At 65.1% G+C, this 19977-nt stretch carries 20 protein-coding genes, 1 tRNA gene and 1 riboswitch; of the genes, 6 read left to right on the forward strand and 15 right to left on the reverse strand.

The window, feature by feature from the left end:
• The first annotated feature begins 21 nt into the window (after positions 1-21).
• The gene (locus tag ACR42D_RS11750) at positions 22-618 is read left to right on the forward strand and encodes a phosphatase PAP2 family protein (RefSeq protein ID WP_484566994.1); all 597 of its coding nucleotides are present in this window, start codon (positions 22-24) and stop codon (positions 616-618) included.
• A 39-nt stretch (positions 619-657) separates the two neighbouring features.
• Here the strand turns inward: ACR42D_RS11750 and ACR42D_RS11755 are convergent, their stop codons facing one another.
• Genes ACR42D_RS11755 through ACR42D_RS11765 form a run of 3 tightly spaced genes read right to left on the reverse strand, consistent with a single transcriptional unit; the run spans position 658 to position 2343 of the window.
• The gene (locus ACR42D_RS11755; RefSeq protein ID WP_484566995.1) at positions 658-1371 is read right to left on the reverse strand and encodes a TVP38/TMEM64 family protein; all 714 of its coding nucleotides are present in this window, start codon (positions 1369-1371) and stop codon (positions 658-660) included.
• Positions 1358-1618, reverse strand: a complete 261-nt coding sequence (locus ACR42D_RS11760; protein WP_484566996.1) for a lipid A biosynthesis domain-containing protein — start codon at positions 1616-1618, stop codon at positions 1358-1360. Before ACR42D_RS11760 ends, ACR42D_RS11755 begins: the two co-directional genes overlap by 14 nt.
• A gap of 2 nt (positions 1619-1620) precedes the next feature.
• Complete coding sequence (locus ACR42D_RS11765; protein WP_484566997.1) at positions 1621-2343, reverse strand: glycosyltransferase family 2 protein; 723 nt, start codon at positions 2341-2343, stop codon at positions 1621-1623.
• A 161-nt stretch (positions 2344-2504) separates the two neighbouring features.
• Between ACR42D_RS11765 and ACR42D_RS11770 the strand changes: the two genes are divergently transcribed.
• A tRNA-Met gene (locus tag ACR42D_RS11770) sits at positions 2505-2581 on the forward strand.
• A 146-nt stretch (positions 2582-2727) separates the two neighbouring features.
• On the opposite strand, the gene ACR42D_RS11775 is transcribed toward ACR42D_RS11770, so the two are convergent.
• Entirely contained in the window at positions 2728-3717 is a 990-nt protein-coding gene (locus ACR42D_RS11775) for an ABC transporter substrate-binding protein (RefSeq protein ID WP_484566998.1), read from the reverse strand.
• A gap of 371 nt (positions 3718-4088) precedes the next feature.
• Between ACR42D_RS11775 and ACR42D_RS11780 the strand changes: the two genes are divergently transcribed.
• Positions 4089-5492: an anion permease gene (locus tag ACR42D_RS11780; protein ID WP_484566999.1), complete on the forward strand. Its 1404-nt coding sequence runs from the start codon at positions 4089-4091 to the stop codon at positions 5490-5492.
• A gap of 251 nt (positions 5493-5743) precedes the next feature.
• On the opposite strand, the gene ACR42D_RS11785 is transcribed toward ACR42D_RS11780, so the two are convergent.
• The gene (locus ACR42D_RS11785) at positions 5744-6412 is read right to left on the reverse strand and encodes a hypothetical protein (RefSeq protein WP_484567000.1); all 669 of its coding nucleotides are present in this window, start codon (positions 6410-6412) and stop codon (positions 5744-5746) included.
• Between the two features lie 217 nt (positions 6413-6629).
• On the opposite strand from ACR42D_RS11785, the gene ACR42D_RS11790 reads away from it, so the two are divergent.
• Together ACR42D_RS11790 and ACR42D_RS11795 are read left to right on the forward strand one after the other, a co-directional pair.
• Entirely contained in the window at positions 6630-7421 is a 792-nt protein-coding gene (locus tag ACR42D_RS11790; protein ID WP_484567001.1) for a DUF4079 family protein, read from the forward strand.
• A gap of 71 nt (positions 7422-7492) precedes the next feature.
• Positions 7493-8563, forward strand: a complete 1071-nt coding sequence (locus ACR42D_RS11795) for a hypothetical protein (RefSeq protein WP_484567002.1) — start codon at positions 7493-7495, stop codon at positions 8561-8563.
• Positions 8564-8642: 79 nt separating this feature from the next.
• Here ACR42D_RS11795 and ACR42D_RS11800 read toward each other — a convergent pair whose 3' ends face one another.
• The 7 genes from ACR42D_RS11800 to thiS all read right to left on the reverse strand — a co-directional run bounded on the left by ACR42D_RS11800 (position 8643) and on the right by thiS (position 14784).
• On the reverse strand, positions 8643-9668 hold the full coding sequence (locus tag ACR42D_RS11800; RefSeq protein WP_484567003.1) for a 2,3-butanediol dehydrogenase: 1026 nt from the start codon (positions 9666-9668) through the stop codon (positions 8643-8645).
• Positions 9669-10076: 408 nt separating this feature from the next.
• Positions 10077-11381: a phosphomethylpyrimidine synthase ThiC gene (gene thiC / locus ACR42D_RS11805; RefSeq protein ID WP_484567004.1), complete on the reverse strand. Its 1305-nt coding sequence runs from the start codon at positions 11379-11381 to the stop codon at positions 10077-10079.
• Positions 11382-11386: 5 nt separating this feature from the next.
• Positions 11387-12037: a thiamine phosphate synthase gene (gene thiE / locus ACR42D_RS11810; protein WP_484567005.1), complete on the reverse strand. Its 651-nt coding sequence runs from the start codon at positions 12035-12037 to the stop codon at positions 11387-11389.
• Complete coding sequence (gene thiF / locus ACR42D_RS11815; protein ID WP_484567006.1) at positions 12037-12666, reverse strand: sulfur carrier protein ThiS adenylyltransferase ThiF; 630 nt, start codon at positions 12664-12666, stop codon at positions 12037-12039. The genes thiE and thiF overlap by 1 nt, the downstream gene beginning before the upstream one ends.
• On the reverse strand, positions 12663-13799 hold the full coding sequence (thiH, locus tag ACR42D_RS11820) for a 2-iminoacetate synthase ThiH (protein ID WP_484567007.1): 1137 nt from the start codon (positions 13797-13799) through the stop codon (positions 12663-12665). The genes thiF and thiH overlap by 4 nt, the downstream gene beginning before the upstream one ends.
• A complete protein-coding gene (locus ACR42D_RS11825; RefSeq protein WP_484567008.1) occupies positions 13796-14575 on the reverse strand; it encodes a thiazole synthase in 780 nt (259 codons plus the stop codon). The genes thiH and ACR42D_RS11825 overlap by 4 nt, the downstream gene beginning before the upstream one ends.
• An 8-nt stretch (positions 14576-14583) precedes the next feature.
• The gene (gene thiS / locus ACR42D_RS11830) at positions 14584-14784 is read right to left on the reverse strand and encodes a sulfur carrier protein ThiS (protein WP_484567009.1); all 201 of its coding nucleotides are present in this window, start codon (positions 14782-14784) and stop codon (positions 14584-14586) included.
• A gap of 77 nt (positions 14785-14861) precedes the next feature.
• Positions 14862-14965: riboswitch (TPP riboswitch) on the reverse strand.
• Positions 14966-15076: 111 nt separating this feature from the next.
• Between thiS and ACR42D_RS11835 the strand changes: the two genes are divergently transcribed.
• Positions 15077-15517, forward strand: a complete 441-nt coding sequence (locus ACR42D_RS11835) for a hypothetical protein (RefSeq protein ID WP_484567010.1) — start codon at positions 15077-15079, stop codon at positions 15515-15517.
• A gap of 69 nt (positions 15518-15586) precedes the next feature.
• Here ACR42D_RS11835 and ACR42D_RS11840 read toward each other — a convergent pair whose 3' ends face one another.
• The 3 genes from ACR42D_RS11840 to priA form a co-directional block, all read right to left on the reverse strand.
• Entirely contained in the window at positions 15587-17011 is a 1425-nt protein-coding gene (locus ACR42D_RS11840; RefSeq protein ID WP_484567011.1) for an SH3 domain-containing protein, read from the reverse strand.
• A gap of 12 nt (positions 17012-17023) precedes the next feature.
• Positions 17024-17533 (reverse strand): OmpH/Skp family outer membrane protein, encoded by a 510-nt coding sequence (locus tag ACR42D_RS11845; RefSeq protein ID WP_484567012.1) that lies wholly within the window; start codon positions 17531-17533, stop codon positions 17024-17026.
• A gap of 70 nt (positions 17534-17603) precedes the next feature.
• Positions 17604-19970: a replication restart helicase PriA gene (priA, locus tag ACR42D_RS11850; RefSeq protein WP_484567013.1), complete on the reverse strand. Its 2367-nt coding sequence runs from the start codon at positions 19968-19970 to the stop codon at positions 17604-17606.
• Between the last annotated feature and the right edge of the window lie 7 nt (positions 19971-19977).

The raw sequence follows: 19977 nt of genomic DNA on the forward strand, positions 1-19977 counted from the left end.
GAAAAAATCCAAAGGAACGCCATGTTTTTCGCCACGCCCGCCCTGGACCTGCAACTCTTTCTGCTCATCAACCAACACTGGCGCTCGGGCCTGCTCGATTGGCTCATGCCGCTCTTCTCGTCCATGGGCGTGCTCATGGTCCTCCTGGCAGCGGCCGTGGCCGTGGCCGTGATCAAGGGCGGCAAGAAACAACTCATCCTCTTCCTCGTCCTGCTGGCGGGCATGGGCGTTTCGGACTTCACCACCAAGCTGGCCAAGGACGAAATCCACCGGGTCCGGCCGCTCAACCAGATCGCCGGGACCCATTACGTGGAAAACGGCCAGTGGCAAACCAGACCGGCCGATTTCGTCCGCACCAAGGAGCGCGGCTCCTCCTACCCTTCGGCCCACAGCGCCAACACCATGTGCCTGGCCCTGCTGGCCCTGCTCCTGTGGCCCCGGCTCAAGGCGTGGCCCCTGTTGGTGCCGCTCCTGGCGGGCTATTCCCGCGTCTATCTGGGCAAGCATTTCCCCACGGACGTCCTGGCCGGATGGCTCTGGGGCGTGGTCGTGGCCGGAGCCGTCTGGCTCCTGTGGCGGGAACTGTCGCGCCGCTACCCTTCCCTGCGCCCGGAGTAGACGCAGCCGGACGGGCGCTTCGCCGCCCCCGGACCGGGGCTAATCGTCCGCTTCCTCCGGGACGCCGGCCTGCCTGCGGTAGCGCCGGTAGACCCGGACGCCCAGCCAGCCCGAAACCACGAACAACGCCACGCTCATGCCCACGGACAGGACAACGCCCGTGGTCGACTCGCGGTTCATGCCCGCGCCGAACAGGGCGAAGATGAAATTCTGTGGAATGTAGCCCAAGGTCGAGCCGAGCACGAAGGGCAGCAGCGGGATGGAGCTGACCCCGGCGGCCAGGTTGACGATCAGGTTGGATCCCAGAGGGAACAGCCGGATGGCCAGGGCCGTGTTGAACGGCTCGTGCTGGAGGAAACGGTTGACCTTGTGCACCTTCTTGCCCAGCTTGCGCTCCACCAGGTCGCGGCCGCCCATGCGGCCATACAGCGCGGCCAGGGCGCAGCCCAACCCCGAGCCCACGGTGGACAGCAGCGTGCCGCCGAATATCCCGAAGGCGAATCCGCCCAGGAAGCCGATCAGCTGGCGGGGCAGCCCCACTCCGGTGAAAACCGCGCTCACGGCCAGGAAGATGACCACGGACAGCGGCCCGCGCCCGAGCACGTGGTCGTTGAACCACTGGGTGTCGGAGAGCATGTCGCCCAGGCCCAGAACGCGGGAGACATACACCGCCCCGCCGAGAACGGCCAGCATGATCAGCCCCTTGGCCAGGGATTTGAAATTCAGGTTGGAACCTTGCTTATCCGAGGTCATTTCGCTCACGTTGCATACGGTAATAGAGGATCAGCAAACACGCCTGGCCCAGGAAGAACAGCGGATCGCGCTGCACGACCCCGTAGGCCAGTCCGGCCAGCCCGGAAACCGCCATGGCGGCCAGCGCCGGACGCGCCAAGGGTTGTACTCCTTTCCCGCGCGTTCGTAAAACAATGATCCGCACGAAAAAAAGCCCCTGAATGACCACGACCAAGGCCAGCAGCCACCAGTAGGCGGGCAGGATCATGCCTATTTCTTCTCTTTGACGGTGTAGCCGATGTGCCGGGTGATGAGCCACTTGACCCCGATGAGGTCCCAGATGCCGGCCAGGGCCCGGTCCAGGGTGCCGTACTTGGACACGCCCGCCCCGCGCTGCCTGTGGTTGACCTTGACCTCGTGAATGCGCGCGCCCTCCATCTTCATCAGGATGGGGAAATAGCGGTGCATGTTCTTGAACCGGGGGATGCGGCGCAGCAAATCCGTGCGCATGACCTTGAGGGAGCAGCCCGTGTCGTGCACGCCGTCGTCCACGATGGAGTCACGGATCTTGTTGGCGATCCTTGACGAGATACGCTTGATGAAGGTGTCCCTGCGCCTGGCCCGCCAGCCGATGACCATCTCGCAGTCGTCGCCGAAGGCGGCGAGCATGTCCGGGATGTCGGACGGGTCGTTTTGCAGGTCCGCGTCCATGGTGACCACGATGTCGGACTCCACCGCGTCGAATCCGGCGCAAAAGGCGGCCGACTGGCCCCGGTTCTCGGCAAAGGCCACGTAGCGCACCTCGGGGTGCCGCGCGGCCAGTTCGCGAATGATGGACAGGCTTCGGTCCGTGCTGCAGTCGTCCACGAACACGGCCTCCCAAGGGCGGCCCGTGGAGTCGGCCGCAGCCCTGATCTCGGCGAACAGGGTCTGCAGGTTGTCCTGCTCGTTGTATACGGGCAGGACCACGGAAAACTTTTCTGCGTTGCTCATAGGGGTGATTCTCTACGGAATTCGGGCGCGGTTGTAAACTTTTTGCTGCCCATTTCCCCGTTTGGTCAAGGATTACGCGACCCGGGAAATCTTTTTGGAATTTCTCTACATTTGCTGTTGACAAAAAACCGGCATCAACCTAGAACCTGCTTCTCACGTGTCGCGGGGTGGAGCAGTACGGTAGCTCGTCGGGCTCATAACCCGAAGGTCGTAGGTTCAAATCCTGCCCCCGCTACCAATGAAATCAAGCGGTTACATCTGAATGGATGTAACCGCTTTTTCTTTTGTTCAGGCGGCCTGGAGCCCCCCCTGTGCCAAGAGGCCGCCCCCGACCGCTCCCCAACCCTCTTTCCCCGGCTATGTTCCGGCGGGTCAAGTGCGCTGCTAGCGGAAAACCGTCCGTTCGGCCAGATCAGGGGGGAGGACGATCCCGAACCGGCGCAACTGCGTCTTGTTGAAGAAGAGCCTCCCCTGCTGGTTTGCCAGGGCGGAAAGATGCGCCATGTCCTCGCCCCTGAGGATGGCCGAGGCCAGCCGTCCGGCAATGGTTCCGTGCTCCTCGCCGACCACGACCAGGGCCCCGGCCGCACCCCTGTCGCCGACCGCGTAATCCTGGGTGGTGAAAACGGGCGTGGGGCTGTGCTCCGAGGTCCAGGCTACCACGGTTTCGTAATCGACATGCTTCCCGGCCCCATCTTCAAGGACGTGAAAAGTGGGCATGACGATAAAATCGTTCGCCCCGGCAAGGACCACCTGCCGCCACCGGTTCCAATCGGCGGTCACGAAGCAGTTCACGATCCGACCGTCGAAGGCAACGGCTTGCCGCCCCATGAAGCTGGTGTCGAAGATCGCCTGGGCCGTGGGACTGTCGTCCATAAGCACCAGAATGTTCCGCGCCTCCGGCACGACCCGGGTCAGCACCCGGATCCAGTGGAACAGCGAAATGCGCTCGATGACGCCGACCACGTTGGGCGGCAGGGTGTGGAAATACCGGCGGGGATTGTTGTTGATGCCGAAATAGACCACCGGGACGCCGCTGTCCGCGATGGTCGGCCCGAGGATGCGCAGGGCGTTGTCGTCCCCCAGCATGACCAGATCGGGCCTGGTGTCATGGAAACGGTCCACGGCCCGGTCCACGTTCTCGCGGTACTCGTCAGGCGCTTTGCGTTTGGTGTCGAGGTAGACGATGTCCAGGACGACCGACTCGGGCAGTGCGCCGCGAATGCCCCGCTCGCACTGTCCGCTCCACGGCAAATCCGGATCATAGCTCTGGATGAGCAATATCCTCCGCTGCGCTGCGGATGCGGGCTGGGCCATCATCAACAATGCGACCGCCGCCGCGACCCTCCCCAGCCATGCCAATCTCCTGTCCACGAAATTCCTCCCGATACGCAAAGCGTCCCGCTCCCGAGTGGATATGAACGCCTTCCCCGGCGTTCGCCCCTGCCGACTGTTTCCATTCGAGCACCGTATCGTCCCGACAACAATTATATTCCGCTGCTCCCGCAGCTTTCCCGGCCGCACGCCGCCCGGCTCCCCCGTCCCGTAATCCCTTTGCCGCGCTTTCTTCGCGAACCGACCGGTACTTTTCGTATCATCCCATCCCCTTGATTGACTGTACAATTCCAATCTGGCATTGGAGAGAATAGGATGAAATATATCCGGCGGTGCAAGCGTTACCGGCATGGCGATCGTTCACCTCTTCAAACTTCACTGCACCAATGCACCAAGACGAGGTTCATAGCATGAAGACTCTCCTGAAGTTCTCCCCGGTCATCGTGGCCGTTCTCATGGCCATCCTGCCCACACCCGAGGGACTGACCCCCCAGGCGTGGTATTTCCTCTCCATCTTCGTCGGCGTGGTGGTCGGCTTGATCATCGAGCCCGTTCCGGCCGCCCTGGTGGGTTTGTCCGGCGTCGCCCTGGTGGCCGTGCTCGGGCTCATCGACCCCAGCCCCACCGCCAACCGCAACTGGGCCCTGTCCGGCTTCTCCAACGGCGTCATCTGGCTGATCTTCTCGGCCTTCATGTTCGCCCTGGGCTACCAGAAGACGGGCCTGGGCAAGCGGATCAGCCTGCTGCTCATCCGCTTCCTGGGCAAGTCCACCCTGGGCCTGGGCTACGCCATCGCCTTTTCGGACGCCATCCTGGCCCCGTTCATGCCGTCCAACACCGCGCGCAGCGCGGGCACCATCTACCCCATCGCCAGCAACATCCCGCCCATGTTCAACTCCACCCCGGACAACGAGCCGCGCAAGATGGGCGCGTACCTCCACTGGGTGGGCATCAGCGCCACCTGCGTGACCAGCTCCATGTTCCTGACCGCCCTGGCCCCGAACCTGCTGGCCGTGGACATGATCCAGAAGAGCGTGGGCATCTCCATCGGCTGGGGCGACTGGGCCAAGATCATGATCCCGGCCATGCTGCCCCTGTTCATACTGACCCCGTGGCTGGGCTACGTGCTCTTCCCGCCGACCCTCAAGCACTCGCCCGAGGCGCCGGCCTGGGCCGCCGAGGAACTGCGCAAGATGGGCCCCATCAGCACCAAGGAGCTGATGATGCTCGGCTACGCCATCCTGGCCCTGATCTTCTGGATATTCGGCAAGCAGCTGCACGTGAACTCCACCGTGGCCGCCATCTTCGTCCTCGCCCTCATGGTCCTGACCGACATCATCACCTGGGAGGACGTCATCACCAACAAGGGTGCCTGGAACGTCCTGACCTGGTTCGCCACCCTGGTGGCCATGGCCGCCGGGCTCAAGAAGACCGGCGTGCTCGACTGGGTGGGCAACATGATCTCCACCAACCTGACCGGCATGGCTCCGGCCTCGGTGGTGGTCCTGCTCGTCGTCCTCTTCTTCGTGCTCCACTACTTCTTCGCCAGCACCACGGCGCACACCACGGCCCTGCTGCCCCTGTTCATGGCCACGGCCGCACCGCTGCTGCCGCCCGAGATGCTGCCCAAGGTCGCCCTCATGCTGGCAGGTTCCCTCGGCCTCATGGGCATCATCACCCCCTACGCCACCGGCCCCTCGCCCATCTGGTACGGCGCGGGCTTCATCAGCCAGGCGCGCTGGTGGGCGCTGGGCGGCATCTTCGGTCTGCTCTACCTCCTGGCCATGATCGGGGTCACGGCCTTCTACGTTTAACCGCACTCCCGCTTTGATTGAACGAGTCGGCCGCAGGAATACTGCGGTCGGCTTTTTTTTATTTGAGGGAAAGACGGAAGTTGGATGCCGCTTCGCGGCGGCAAATGGATGATTTCGCCTCCGGCGGGCAGGGGTTCGCACCCCTGCACCCCATAATGCGCCTTCGGCGCGCAATATGGGATCAGGTTGGATCGCCAACAAAAAAGCCCGGCTTCAAGGCCGGGCTTTGAATATTCTTGATGAGAAATGTCCTAGAGGAGGTGGTGGAAATCCATGACCTGCTGCAGGGCGTCGTCCATGGGATCGAAGCTGTCCGCGAATGAGCAGAACGCCACATCGACCGCAGGTCCGCAGTGTTCCGCGCCGAACAAGGCGGGCACGTAGCCAGCCTCGTCGCCGTGGTGGAGGAAAAGCTCGCCGTGGCTGTCGGAAAAGAGCTCGGTATAGGTCAGGATGCCATGCCCGTCATGGGCCAAGGCCGTTCCATGGTCAAAGACGTGGACCGAATCCAGGGCGGAATGCTCTTCCCCGCCTGAAATCAGCCCGCCCCGCTCATCCGTCTGGTCCTCGATCTCCACGCCCTCGGTCTGGGCCGGGAGCGGCCCGGCAGCGGTCTCCACCTCCAGAGCGGTATTGGAAAAGGCGAAGAGATAAATGTCGCCCGGCACCTGCTCGCCGCCATGCAGCTCGAACACGGGCAGCGCCCCATCCTCGGCCATGGACTGGTAATCCTTGAAAACGACCACGCCGCCGTGCTCTCCGGTCAGGACCAGGTCCTTGCCGTCGCAGGAGAACAGCACCTCGGAGACAAAGAAACCGAACTTGACCGGCACATCGGAAGAAAGCGTGTACTCGGCCACTTTGCCGGGCTCGGGAATATCCACTTGCATGGAAGGATGAGAAGAAGCCGATTCCGCCACGTGAACCTCCTGCGAGTAAAGGGTCGGTGTATCGGGGAAAAGTTTTGAACATTCCTACCACGAACGCCACTCTTTGTCAAAACAGGCTGGATTTCATTTGGTTATCCTGTGGAAAACTTGATAAATACCCTCCTTTACGCACAGAATGTGTCAGTATGTGAAGAATCGGCCCAAAAGGTTGACGGAGGACCCCGCATATCGGTTATAAGGTGGAACCATGAAAAACCATATCGCTTCTTTTCTCGCGACGCGACTCAACCGGCTACCGCACCTTGCCACCCTGGCGGCCCTGTGCTGGCTTGCGACGGCCCTCCCGGCACCGGCCGCGGATCCCGCCCCGCAGATCAAGCCCTGTCTCGCCTGCCATTCGGTGGAGCGCATCTGCCGGAACGTGGACAGGAGAGACGAGTTCTGGACCAAGACGGTCAGGCGGATGATCGCCAATGGCGCGCACGTGGGCCCGGACCAGGTCCCGGACCTGGTCGCCCTGCTCGCCGACCCGGACCACGCCAAGGTCCGCGCGGCCCTGAACTGTCCGACTCAGGACAGCCCCGAGGACCGGACCGGCGGCGTCCCCGTCCTCGTCATCCTGGCCCACCCCGCGCTCATGACCCTGACCCTGCTCCTGGCCCTGTGGGTGGCCTGGCAGGGCATGAACCGCGCCCGCTTCACCCATCTCAGGCAAAAGACCGCCTTCAAATGGAAGGGGCACACCCGGTACGGTCTGGTGGTCATGGGCTTGTGGGTAGCCGGGGCTGTGGGCGGGTCCGTGGTCACCGAAATGCTCCACGGCATCCCCGACGCCTATGAACTGCACGAGGGCGTGGCCGGGGCCATGCTCTGGCTCATCGCCTTCGGCACCGCCACCGGCCTGTACATGGACCGCAAAAAGTCCAAGCGCACGATAATGCCCATCCTGCACGGCGCGGCCAACCTGCTGCTCCTGCTCCTGGCGCTGGGCCAATTCGTCACCGGCGTGGTCATCCTCTCCCGTCTGCTCGGGCCTTAGAGCGCTTTGTCGCGGACACTTCAAGGCGGGGCTTGCAACCCCGCCTTTTTTATGTCCATTATCCTTGCACCATGACCGTATTCAACGACAACGCCATCGGCGCGCTGGAATTCACCGTGACCTGGGAACGGGACGGGCGTAGCCATGAGGAGTGGTTTCTGGGCCGCAAGGTCAACCCGGCGAACGACATCTTCCCGCGCGGCATGCGCGAGGCCCTGGAGGGCAAGCGGGCCGGGGAGTCCGTGGCCTTCACCTTTGAGCCGCGCCTGTGCATCCCCCGCCGCAAGGAGAGTCTGGTCCTGACCCTCGGCCGCGACCGGCTGCGGCGCAAGACCGTGTCGGGCGTACCGATCATCTTCCGCCAGGGCCGGTTCTACCCGCAGGGGCATATCGACGGCCTGCTGGACGTCTACCCGGACACCCTGACCCCGTTTCGGCTGACCGATCTCGACGACGAGACCTTCACCGCCGACCGCAACCACCCCCTGGCCGACGTGCCGGTGACCATCGAGGCGAGAATCCAGTACCTGGAAGAACGCGACACCGGCACCTACGGCTCACTGACCCACTGGCGCGAGACCGCCTGCGACTGGGGGCCGGGCATGCAGGCCCTGCTCGACGGCGAGCCGCCGGACTTTTTCCACCCCGCCTTCTTCGACCGGGCCGCGGACCTCGGCGAGGACTTCCGGCCGCCCGAGCCGGACGCGGCCGCACTGCGCAACTACCAGCGCGTCCTCGCCCGGTTCGCGAAGCCCGGCATGCGCGTCCTGGACCTCTCCCCGGACTCCGAGCGCCCCAGCGGCAAATACGACGCGGCCGCCTGTCTCTGCACCCTGGAATACATGGACCGGCCCGTGGACATCCTGCGCTACATCGACCACTTCCTCACGCCCGGCGCGCCCGTGGTCCTGGCCTTCACCGACCGTTTCGACCCGGACCGGGCCATCAGGGGCTGGGGGGAACTGCACCCGTTCGAGCGCATGGGGGTGGCCCTGGAATACCTGCGCATGGCCGGGTTCACCGAGGGCCTCGGCACGGTCTCCATGCGCAACGACTGGCGCGACCGCGACGACCCCGCATTCATCGAGACCAGAGGCGTCAGCGACCCGGTGTTCGTGGCCTACGGGCGCAAACCCGAATAAAAGGCGGACCGCCCCGACGAGACGGCCCGCGCCATGCGGAGCTACAACGCCCCGCCAATCATCACGATTTCGGGAATGGCTACTCCCCCAGCTTGACGAGGATCTTGATGTTCTCGTCCTTGTTGTTGATCAGCTCCAGGAACCCCTTTTCCACGATGTCCTCCAGGCCGATGCGGCCCGTTATCAGGGGCTCGGCCTTGAGCGCGCCGCCCGCCAGCAGGGCCGACACGCCGATGAAGTCCTCCAGGGTGTAGGCCAGGGTGCCGATGACCCGCTTGTCCGTGCCGCTCAGGCTGAAGAAGTTGAACTCGCTGGGCTCCTCGAAGATGCCCACGATGATGGCCCGGCCCGCGTTGCGGATGATGTCCACGGCCAGGGGGCCGGTCATCTTGTTGCCCACGCACTCGAAGGACACGTCGGCCCCGGAGCCGTTGGTCATACCCTTGACCTCGGCCACAGCGTCGCATTCGCGGGGGTTGAGGACCACGTCCGCACCGCACTCCATGGCCTTGGCGGTCCTTGCGGCGGACATTTCCAGGACGATGATCTTGCCCGCGCCCGCCGCCTTGGCGGCCATCATGGTGCCCAGGCCGATGGTCCCCGCGCCGATGACCACCACTGTCTCGCCCAGGATGGAACCGGCCTCGCGCACGGCCTTGAACCCGGTGGCCAGCGGCTCGATGACCGCCCCGGCCTCGGGGGACACGCCCTCGGGCAGGACAAAACAGAGTTCGGCCGGGACGTTGACGTACCGGGCAAACGCCCCGTCGTTATGCAGCCCGGTGAAGGCCAGCTTCTCGCAGACGTTGTACCGCCCGGCCCGGCAGGTGACGCACTCGCCACAGTGCTGGCAGGCGTCCGGGGCGACCATGTCGCCGACCTTGACCTTGGTCACGCCCTCGCCGACCTCCACCACCGTGCCGGTGAACTCGTGGCCCAGGATCAGGCTGCCCTGTTTCCCGGTCAGGGGATGCGGGGCGTCCACCGGGATGAATATGGGACCGGCCACGTACTCGTGCAGGTCGGACCCGCAGATGCCGCACCACTGAACCGCGATCTTGACCCAGCCCGCCGGAGGGGACGGGGGAACGGGAACGGTCTCCACACGGACATCCTCTCTGCCATGCCATACTGCGGCTCGCATCGTCTCACTCATGGGTCACTTCCTTTGGTTTCGGGTTGATGGGTTCATGGTCGCCGTCCATGCGTTCGTGACGGCACCCGCCGGATTGCACCCCCCATGCCGGAGAGTGGCCGCGCTACCGCGCTTTTCCCGGATCCGGGGCGGGAACTCCAATGAAATCAGGTCGCGAAAAAAGACAGGCCCGATTAACCGGACCGAAACGGTCGAAAAATTGGACCTGTGCAGGATTCGAACAGCAACGGGAACACTGTCTGTTTTCCGAACAGAAAACGGACGGCGAAAAACGACAGGAACAGGGAACGGAGCGCAATGAAAAAGCCCCGGAGACGCAACGTCTCCGGGGCCGATTTCGTTCGGAAAGGAGCCGGACTAGTCGTCCAGCTGGATGTCCTTGCCTTCAAGCACGCGGTTCATGTTGCGCACGGCGCACATCTTGCCGCACATGGTGCAGGAGTCCTTGTGCTCGGGCTCGGAGGACTTGCGGTACTCCGTGGGCTTGACCGGGTCCATGGCCAGGGCGAACTGGGCGTCCCAGTCCAGGGCCGCGCGGGCTCTGGCCATGTTGTTGTCCCACTCGGCCGCGCCGGGATACCCCTTGGCGATGTCGGCGGCGTGGGCCGCGATGCGGGTGGCCACGATACCGTCCTTCATGTCCTCCAGGGTGGGCAGGCGCAGATGCTCGGCCGGGGTGACGTAGCACAAAAAGTCCGCGCCGGACGCCCCCGCGATGGCCCCGCCGATGGCGGCGGTGATGTGGTCGTAGCCCGGAGCCACGTCCGTGACCAGCGGGCCCAGCACGTAGAACGGCGCGTTGTGGCACAGCCGCTTCTCCATCATCATGTTGCCGGGGATCTCATTCATGGCCATGTGGCCGGGACCCTCGATCATGACCTGGACGTTGCGCTCCCAGGCGCGCTTGGTCAGCTCGCCCAGGGTGATCAGCTCCTCCACCTGGCAGGCGTCGGTGGCGTCGTTCAGGCAACCGGGACGGCAGCCGTCGCCGAGGCTCAGGGTCACGTCATACTCTTCGCAGATGTCCAGCAGACGGTCGAAGTGCTCGTAGAACGGGTTCTCGGCGTTGTTGATCTCCATCCAGGTGAACAGCAGGGAGCCGCCGCGCGAGACGATGTTGGTCAACCGCTTCGCGGTCTTGACCTTCTCGGCGGTGTGCTTGTTCAAGCCCGCGTGGATGGTCAGGAAGTCCACGCCGTCCTGGACGTGGCGTTCGACCACCTTGAAGAACTCGTCCACGGTGATGTCCTGGAGATTCTTGTCGTAGAAACCGACCGCGTCGTAGATGGGCACGGTGCCGATCATGGCCGGGGACATCTCGACCAGTTTCTGCCGGAACTCCTGGGTTTTGCCGTAGCAGGACAGGTCCATGATGGCCTCGGCCTTCATGTCCAGGGCGGCCCGGACCTTGTCCAGTTCGGGCTCCACGTCGCAGCAGTCCTTGGAAATGCCCAGGTTGACGTTGATCTTGATGCGCATGCCCTCGCCCACGGCCTCGGCGTCCAGGTTCTTGTGGTTCTTATTGGCCGGGATGATCACGGCCCCACGGGCCATCCGCTCCATGAGGTCCTCGACGCGGATGTTCTCCTTGCGGGCCACGGTCTCCATCTGGGGGGTGACGATGCCCTTGCGGGCGGCGTCCATCTGGGTGGTGTATGACATTGATTCTACTCCTTCGCCGCTTCCATTTGATTGCGGAGGGCGGTTATTTTTGCTGTGATATCAGCATCCCCGACGATCTCGGTGACCAGGGCCGCGCAACGCGCGCCGTGCCGGACCACCTCGCCGAGGTTGTGTTCCTTTATGCCGCCTATGGCCACGAACGGGATGTCGTGGTTGGCGACCACATAGTCGAGATATTCGAAGCCCACCGGATCGACCACGTCGTCCTTGGTGTAGGTGCGGAAGATTGGCCCCACGCCGATGTAGTCCGCGCCGCGCCTTATGGCGTCTCGGGCCTGCTCCGGGCTGTGGGTGGACAGGCCGATGGCCATGTCCGGGCCGACCAGTTCGCGCACGCACTCCACCGGCAGGTCCTCCTGGCCCACGTGCACGCCGTCCGCGCCCACCAGGATGGCGATGTCGATGTCGTCGTTGACGATGAAGGCGGCCCCGGCCTCGCGGGTCATCTCACGGATGGCGCGGCACTCCTCGAGCTTCGCGCCCGCCTTTTTCTCCTTTTCGCGGTACTGGACGAGCTTCACGCCCGCGTCGAGCATTTCCCGTACCACTTCGATATTGGACCGCCCGTTGGAGAACTTCTCGGCGGTCAGGCAGTACAGGTCGGTGTCCAGGATGTTATGGCGGTTGCAGGCCATCACACGCCCTCCTTGCTGTTCAATGGGCCCAGAAAGTGGGCCAGGATGACATCCGCCTGCTTGGCGGCCGCGATGCCCACCCTCGGCGACAGGGGCGGCGTGTCCAGGGAGCATTCGGTCACGCCGTCACCGATGAGATAGAAGTTGTCGCGGACCTTGCGCGTGGCCAGGGCGTCGCCGTCGCCGCACCCGCCGATGCCCGAGGCCGAGACCACCAGCCTGCCCAGGGGGAGCAGGGCCTCGACCAGCCGCTTCTTGGCCGCTGCCCGGTCGAACGCCTCGACCACGGCGTCGCAGTCGCCGAACAGCTTCTTCACCCGGGCCACGTCGACCCGCTCCACATAGATGTCCAGGTCCAGGTCCGGGTTCACGGCGCGCATGTTCACGGCCAGGGCCTCGGCCTTGTACTGCCCCACCTGGTCGCGGAAGAACGCCTGACGGTTGAGGTTGGAGAACTCCACACGGTCGAAATCCACCAGCACGAACCGGGTGAACCCGCTGCGCACCAGGTGCATGGCGCAGTTGGACCCCAGCCCGCCGCAACCGGCTATGCCGATCGTCACGGACTGCAGCCGGGCCAGGTTCTCCTCGCCGATATGGGCGGCGATCCCTTGCTCCACAGTGTTCACAGGGCTTCTCCCTTGGTTTCGAAAATGGGCTCCCAGTCCTTGAACACCGGCTGGTATCCCTTGTCGCGCAGGGCGGCACAGACCTCGTCTACGCCGCGCGCGTCGCTGATGTCGAACTGCCCCGTGTTCTCCCCGTCGCCGGTTCCGTCCGAGTGCCCGCCCACGGCCGTGGACACCCCCGCTGACATGCGGGTCACGCCCAGGGGCAGGATATTCTCGCGAAACTCGGCGTTCTCGCGGGTGGAGATGGTGATGCCCACCCGGGGCAGGAACAAGCGCAACGCCATGAGGAACTGGACCATGTCCCGGTCCGAGACGATGGTCGCCGGTTCCCAGTCGCCCACGTGCGGGCGCATGCGCGGCAGGGACACGGCGATGTCCGTCTCCGGGTAGTTGTGCGTCAGGTAGGCCGCGTGCAGGCCGGTCAGCAGCGCGTCGCGCCGCCAGTCGCCCAGGCCGAGCAGCGCGCCGATATTGACCACGCGCATGCCCGCCCTGCAGGCCCGCTCCGGGGCGTCCAGACGGAACCGATAGTCCCGCTTGGGACCCTTGGGATGGAGCACGGCGTAAAGCTTTTCGTCGTAGGTCTCCTGGAACATGGTCATGCCGTCCACGCCCGCCTTGACCAGCCGGGCGTACTCCTCCTCGGTCAGGGCGTAGACCTCAATGGACACGGACGGAAAGTGGTTGTTCAGGACTCTGGTGCACGCCTCCAGGTAGTCCACTCCGGTCTTGGCCGGGGCGTCGCCGGTCAGGATGAGCAGGTTCTTCAGCCCGGTGGCCGCGATGGCCGCGCCTTCGGCGTCCACCTCGTCCAGGGTCAGCTTGGAGCGGTGGATGGAGTTGGTGCAGTTGAACCCGCAATAGACGCAGTGGTTGGTGCAGAAATTGGCCAGATAGAGCGGCGTGAACAGGCTGACGGTCCTGCCGAAGTGCTGGACGGTCAACCGGCTGGCCTTTTGCGCCATCTCCTCGAGCAGGGAGGAGGCGGCCGGGCTCATCAGGGCCATGAAGTCCTCCACCGTGGCCGTGGTCCGGTTGATGGCCCGGAGCACGTCCTCTTCGGTGAAGTCGTCAAAGCGCGCGTCGGGCAGTCCCTCGGCGTACGCCTCCACGAGCGGGTGGAAACTCATGCCGCGCCTCCCAGAAAGCCGGTCAGTGGCGAAGAGGCGTCGGCCAGGACGCGCTTGGCGCCGGGGCCGGACAGATAGGCCTCGCGCCCGGCGCGGACCGCCCGGCCGAAGGCGCGGGCCATCATGGCCGGGTCGCTGGCCGTGGCGATGGCCGTGTTGACCAGGACCGCGTCCGCGCCCATCTCCATGGCCTCGCAGGCCTCGGACGGACGGCCGATGCCCGCGTCCACCACGATGGGCAGGTCGATCTCCTCGATGAGGATGCGGACCATCTCGCGGGTCTTGAGCCCCCTATTGGTGCCGATGGGCGCGCCCAGCGGCATGACCGCCGCCGCTCCGGCATCGACCAGGGCCTTGGCCACATACAGGTCGGCGTTGACGTAGGGCAGGACCACGAATCCCTCCTTGGCCAGGATCTCCGTGGCCTTGACCGTCTCGTAGCCGTCGGGCAGCAGGTAGCGGTTGTCCGAGATGACCTCGATCTTGATCCAGTCGCCGCAGCCCATGGCCCGGGCCAGCCGGGCGATGCGCACGGCCTCGTCGGCGGTGCGCGCGCCCGAGGTGTTGGGCAAAAGCTGCATATGCTTGGGGATGAAATCCATGACATTGCCGGTGGAGGACTCCAGGTCCACCCGGCGCAGGGCCACGGTGATGACCTCGGAGCCCGAGGCCTCGCAGACGTCCGGAATGACGCTGTCGTCGCCGTATTTTCCGGTGCCGGTGAACAGGCGGCTGGTCAGGGTCCGGCCGCCGATCTCGAAGGTATCCTTGCTCATGTTCGCTCCTATCCCCCGCCCACGAAGCGGAGGACTTCCAGATGGTCGCCGTCGTTCAGGCCGACATCGCCGAACAACTCGCCGGGAACGATTTCCCCGTTGCATTCGACGACCACGGCCCCAGGCGCGATCTCTCTTGATTCAAGCAAGGCGAGAATGGTCAGGGGCTCGTCAAGCTCCGACGCCTTGCCGTTGATGGTGACGATCATAACGGTCTCCTTGCAGGCGCGGTGCCAAAAAAAACGCCTGCCTCCGATGTGAAGCAAGCGCGACGCGATGACGAGATATCATCCTGTGGCAGCTTCCCTCCGTCGGTATTGTCCGAATCAGGTTCAAAGGGTCGGATCGTCTCGATCCATCTCAGCCACAAGGGCCCCCCTAGCTGACGAAAACCCTATGCGGTTTTCCAAGCCCTGTAAAGTTATTCATTAAGGCTAAAGTCCCGGGCGAACCCAGCCGATAAGGCACCCGTGGCATATAATACAACGGGGGATGTTGTTCATGTTTTCCACACTGTTCCAGGCGACCGGTTTCAAGCGGGCTCTCGACCTGTTCGAAGCAGGACGATTCGATGAAGGCAAGGCGCTGCTCAAGAGCCTCCAGGACGAGTTCCTGGCGGTCTGCGACGAGAATGAGGCCCTCAAGAAACAGCTGGCCGAGGTGGCGGAAGTCCTCGACCTGGCTGAGAAAATTCAATTCGACGGGCAGAAGTACTGGCTCGATGAGGACGGCGAACGCAAGGGGCCGTTCTGCCAGGTCTGCTACGACCGCGACGGGCTGCTGGTCCACCTGCACCGGCGTGAAAACCACTGGGAATGCCAGAGCTGCCACGGCCTGTACATCCTCCCCCGCGAAGGGGAAAAAGCTCCGCAGAAGAAACCGCGCCTGCGCACCACCCTCGATAAATCCGTTCCCCTGTTCCTTGAACAGGAAATGGGCTGATCCGCGCCAACGGAACGAAAAAGCCCCCGCGCGGCGAACCGCGCGGGGGCTTTCTTTCTCCGGTGCGGACTACATGAACCGGGTGCCGAACAGGGTCGCCTGCCGGGTCCACAACTCGGTCATGGCGTCGTAGTCGAACTTGACCACGCCCCATGCCAGGTCATCCAGGTCCATGCCCGGCAGATATACCTCCACCAGCACGTTCTTGGTCACCCGCCGGTGCTCCTTCCACAGGCTGGAGGCGAAGTCCTTCAACGCCGTGCGGTCGGGCAGCTTAGTGGTGGCCAGGAAGACCTTGAGGGTGATCCAGACCTGCCCGTACTCGCGGGTTTCGGCCTTCTCCAAAAACTTGTAGCGGTAGCCGTGGGCGTTCTGGTCCGGCGTGGGATCGGGCCGCTTGGCGTCCTTGAACGCGGACCGGTCTATGACCATGGTCTGCTGCCGGGCCGGTGCGGGCGCGGTCCTGGCCGCCGGGGCCGGTGCGGGGGCGGGTTCAGGCCTGGCGGCGGGCGCGGACTCGGGAGCACGGGGCGCGGGCCGCTTGCTCTTGAGCGCCTCGGCCTTGAGGTCTTCGGTGGACACCACGGGCGCTGCCGACTTGGCGGGCTCCACGGACGCGGCCGGAGCCACGGCGATACCCGCCTCACGGGAGCTCGCCTGCATGGCGGTCTGCAGGGCGTAACCGATGGAGCTGCTCTCGGAGCGGATCATGTCGCTGGCCTTGAAGACCGCGTACCAGCCGTTGCGCAGTAGGCCGAGCTGGACCACGTCGCCGGGCCTGAGCGTCCGAACCAGCGGAGACGTGGTGGTCCGGCTCTGGTGCACGTTGACCTCGTTGGTCAGGGCCACCCTCTGGATGGCCGGGGAGGTCTCGGGCGCCTCCGTGGCCGAGGCGGGCGCGGGCGGCTCCACCGCCTGGCGGACAACGGGCGCGGCCGGTGTCGGCGCGGGTTCCGGGGCCGGTGCGGGCGGGGTGGCCGCCGTGACGGGCTCCAGATACTTGGCGCTGGCGTAGCCGATGCCGTTGAGGCGCGAGCGGATGGTCGCGTCGGGCGAAAAGATCACGATCCAGTCGTCCTCGGGAAAATCGACGAGCACGCGTTCGCCGGGCTGCAGGGTCATGACCTTGGCCCCCCGGACGCTCGGCTTGCTGCGGATGTTCAGCTTGGTGGACGACGCGGCCAGCTCGCCCCACGGCTTGGGCTCGTACCGGCCCCGCGCGGGCTTGAGGAACTTGGCGTTGGAGTAGCCCGCCGCCCTGGCCTCGCTCGGGTCGGTAGCGGTAGGCTCGTACACGGCCACCCAGCCGTCCTTCTCATGGGCCACCCGGACCTTCTGCCCGGCATACAGGCTGCCGACCCACTCTCCCCTGGGCGAGCGGGCGTCGCGCAGGTTCAGAGGGCGGTCCGAATACATGATCTTGCCGAAGGCGAAGGCCGGTCCGGCGGTCAGGGCCAGGCAGACGGCGGCGAGGATGATGGAAATTCTGCGCATGGATGTCACCGCCTACTTCATGGAGTTGAGTTCATGGATGACCCGGTCGGTGATGTCCATGGAGCCGTCCACGTACCCGACGATCTCCGGGTCGGTCAGGATCATGGTGAATCCCTGCTCCTTGGCGATCTCCCGGAGGATGGAATCGGCCCTGCGCATGACGAAGCGGATGAGCTGCCGCTCCTCGCTCTGGATCTCCTGGTTGCTGCTCTGGACCAGCTGCTCGTAGTCGCGCACCGTGGCGCGCAGCTCGGTCTCGCGGCTCTGCTGCTCACTCACGGACAGGGCGTCCTCCTTGAGGCCCTCCTGGAGCCTGTTGACCTTGTCCAGGGCCTGGCGCACGCGGCGGTCCTTTTCCTTGCCCAGCCGGGCCAGGTCTTCCTGGGCGATCTTGCCTATCTTGGACTCGTTGATGATCCGCTGCGGGTTGACGAACCCGACCTTGGAGGTCTGGGCCAGGACGGGCGCGGCCGACAGGAGCAGAGCCGCGCACAGCCACAGGGACAGGGAAAAACGCTTCATAGGGGGTGATTACCTCATTGTCGTTGAAGAATGGGGACAGCCTAGCCGACAACCCGGCCCCTGTCGACACCTACAGGGTGGACAGGGGGTCGAGGTCCAGCCCGGTGCGCACGTTGCGCGGATCGGGGTTGGCCCGGACCATGGCCGCGTACAGCCCCCGGACCTTGCCCCAGTCGTCGGACTTGAGCAGGCAGTTGAACCGCTTGCGCCCGCGCAGCATGGACAGGGGGGCCGGAGCCGGGCCGAGCACGTTGATATTGAGCGCCCTGCCCTGCTCACGCAGGACTTCACCCATGAGGGTCAGCGCCGCAGGGCCGTTGTCGTAATCCGCCGGAAAGCTGATGCGCACCAGGGCCATATGCGAGAACGGCGGGTAGCGGAACAGGTTGCGCCGGGAGGCCTCGCGGTCGAAGAACCCCTGGTAGTCGCCGCCCAGGATCTCCTTCCAGATGGGATGGTCCGGGTTGCGCGTCTGGATAAGCACCCGGCCCGGCTGCTCGCCGCGCCCGGCCCGGCCCGCCACCTGGACGAGCAGCTGGAAGGTCCGCTCCGAGGACCGGTAGTCCGGCAGGTTCAGGCCGAGGTCGCCGTCGGCCACGACCACCAGGGTCACACCCGGGAAATGGTGCCCCTTGGAGATCATCTGGGTGCCCACCAGGACCTGGGCCTCACCCCGTCCGAAGGCCCCGAGTATCTCCTCCAGCCGCTCCTGCCGTCTGGTGGCGTCGCGGTCCAGGCGCAGGACCTTGGCGTCCTCGGGCAGCAGGTCGGTCAGGGCCTCCTCGAGCCGCTCCGTGCCCTCGCCCATGGGAATAAAATTCACGCCGCCGCACTTGCGGCAGGTCAGCGGGTAGGAATAGGTCCGGCCGCAGTAGTGGCAGACCAGCCGCTCGCGCCCCTTGTGGTAGGTCATGCCCACCTCGCAGTCCGGGCAGCGCACGGTCTCGCCGCAGTCCAGGCAGTACATGAGCGGGGCGTAGCCGCGCCGGTTGAGCATGACGATGACCTGCTCCCCGGCCTTGACGGTCTCGCGGATGGCCTCACGCACCCGGTCGGACAGAAGCTGTTTGGAGCTACCCAGCTCGGCGATGTTGACCAGCTCCACGTCGGGCAGCCGGGCGTCGCCCACCCGCTCCTTGAGGGTCGATACCCTGATGCGCCCGGCGCTGGCCGCCTGAAAAGTCTTGACGTCGGGCGTGGCCGAGCCGAGCAGGAGCAGTCCCTTGCCGCGTCCGGTGCGGAACCAGGCCACCTCCTTGGCGTGATAGGCCAGCCGGTCCTCCTGTTTGAAGGACTCGTCGTGCTCCTCGTCCATGATCACCATGCCCAGGTTGGGCAGGGGCAGGAACACGGCGGACCGGGTACCGACCACCAGGACCGGATCCTCGCCTCCGGCCAGTTCGCGGAAGGAGGCCTCGCGCTTCTTGGGGCTCTGGTAGCCGTGGTAGAAAATGGTCCTAAAGTGCGGGAATCGCTTGGCCACGGTGCGGTAGAGCTGGCAGGCCAGGGCCACCTCGGGCGCGAGGAAAAGCACGGAACGCCCCTGCTCCAGCAGCCGCCGGGCCATCTCCATGTAGAGCACGGTCTTGCCGCTGCCGGTCACGCCGTGGACCAGGTGCGCCCCCCCGCCGCTCTCCAGCGTCTCGGTCATCTCGTCCAGGGCGGTTTGCTGCTCGTCGGTCAGGGAAAATTCACAGCCGGGATCATCCGCACCGTCACGCCCCGCCCCGTCGATCTCGGCCAGATGGTCGGCGGTCAGCTCGCCCAGCCGGACCACGCCCGCGCCTTCGAGCTTCTCGGCCACGTCCGGGGCCCAGTCGCCCAGGGTATGGCGCAGGGAGTACAGGCTCTGCGGCCCGTTCTCCATGAGGTGCTCCAGAAGCCTGAGCTGGCGCTTGGCGTTGGGCCGCACGGCCCACGGCGGGTCGGATTCCAGGGAGACGAAGCGCTCCTCGGCTTCCTTCCTGGCGTTGATGCGCACGCGCATGCGCCCGTCGAGCCACAGGTCCACCAGCGCGGCCCGGTCCAAGTCCTTTGCCTTGGCGATGTCGGGCGGACGCATGGACGGGGGCAGGCTGCGCTCGGTCATGTGCCGGTCCACCTTGAAGGTCACGGCCGCCGTGCGCAGGCCGCGCGGCAGGGCGATCTCCAGGATGCGGCCCACGTGGACCATCTGCCGGGAGGCCAGGTTCACGGCCATGTCCACGAAATCGCCGTCCAGCAGCGGCGTAAGCTCCAGCGGCCAGATCATGTTCTTGATCTCCACGCCACGGGGCGCGGACTCGGCCGGGCCGACCACCACGCCCGCGCGGTGGGACTTGCCGAACGGAATGATCACCCTTTGGCCCGGCGAAAGGGGCGGAAAATGCGAAGGGAGCCCGTAGGTCCACGTCTCATAGGGCGGACTGACGAGCGTTACCTGCCAGAGATCGGCCATGGCTGGT

Origin of the sequence: Pseudodesulfovibrio sp. lm2024, assembly GCF_051175575.1 — a bacterium.
GTDB classification, from domain to species: Bacteria; Desulfobacterota; Desulfovibrionia; order Desulfovibrionales; family Desulfovibrionaceae; genus Pseudodesulfovibrio; species Pseudodesulfovibrio caledoniensis.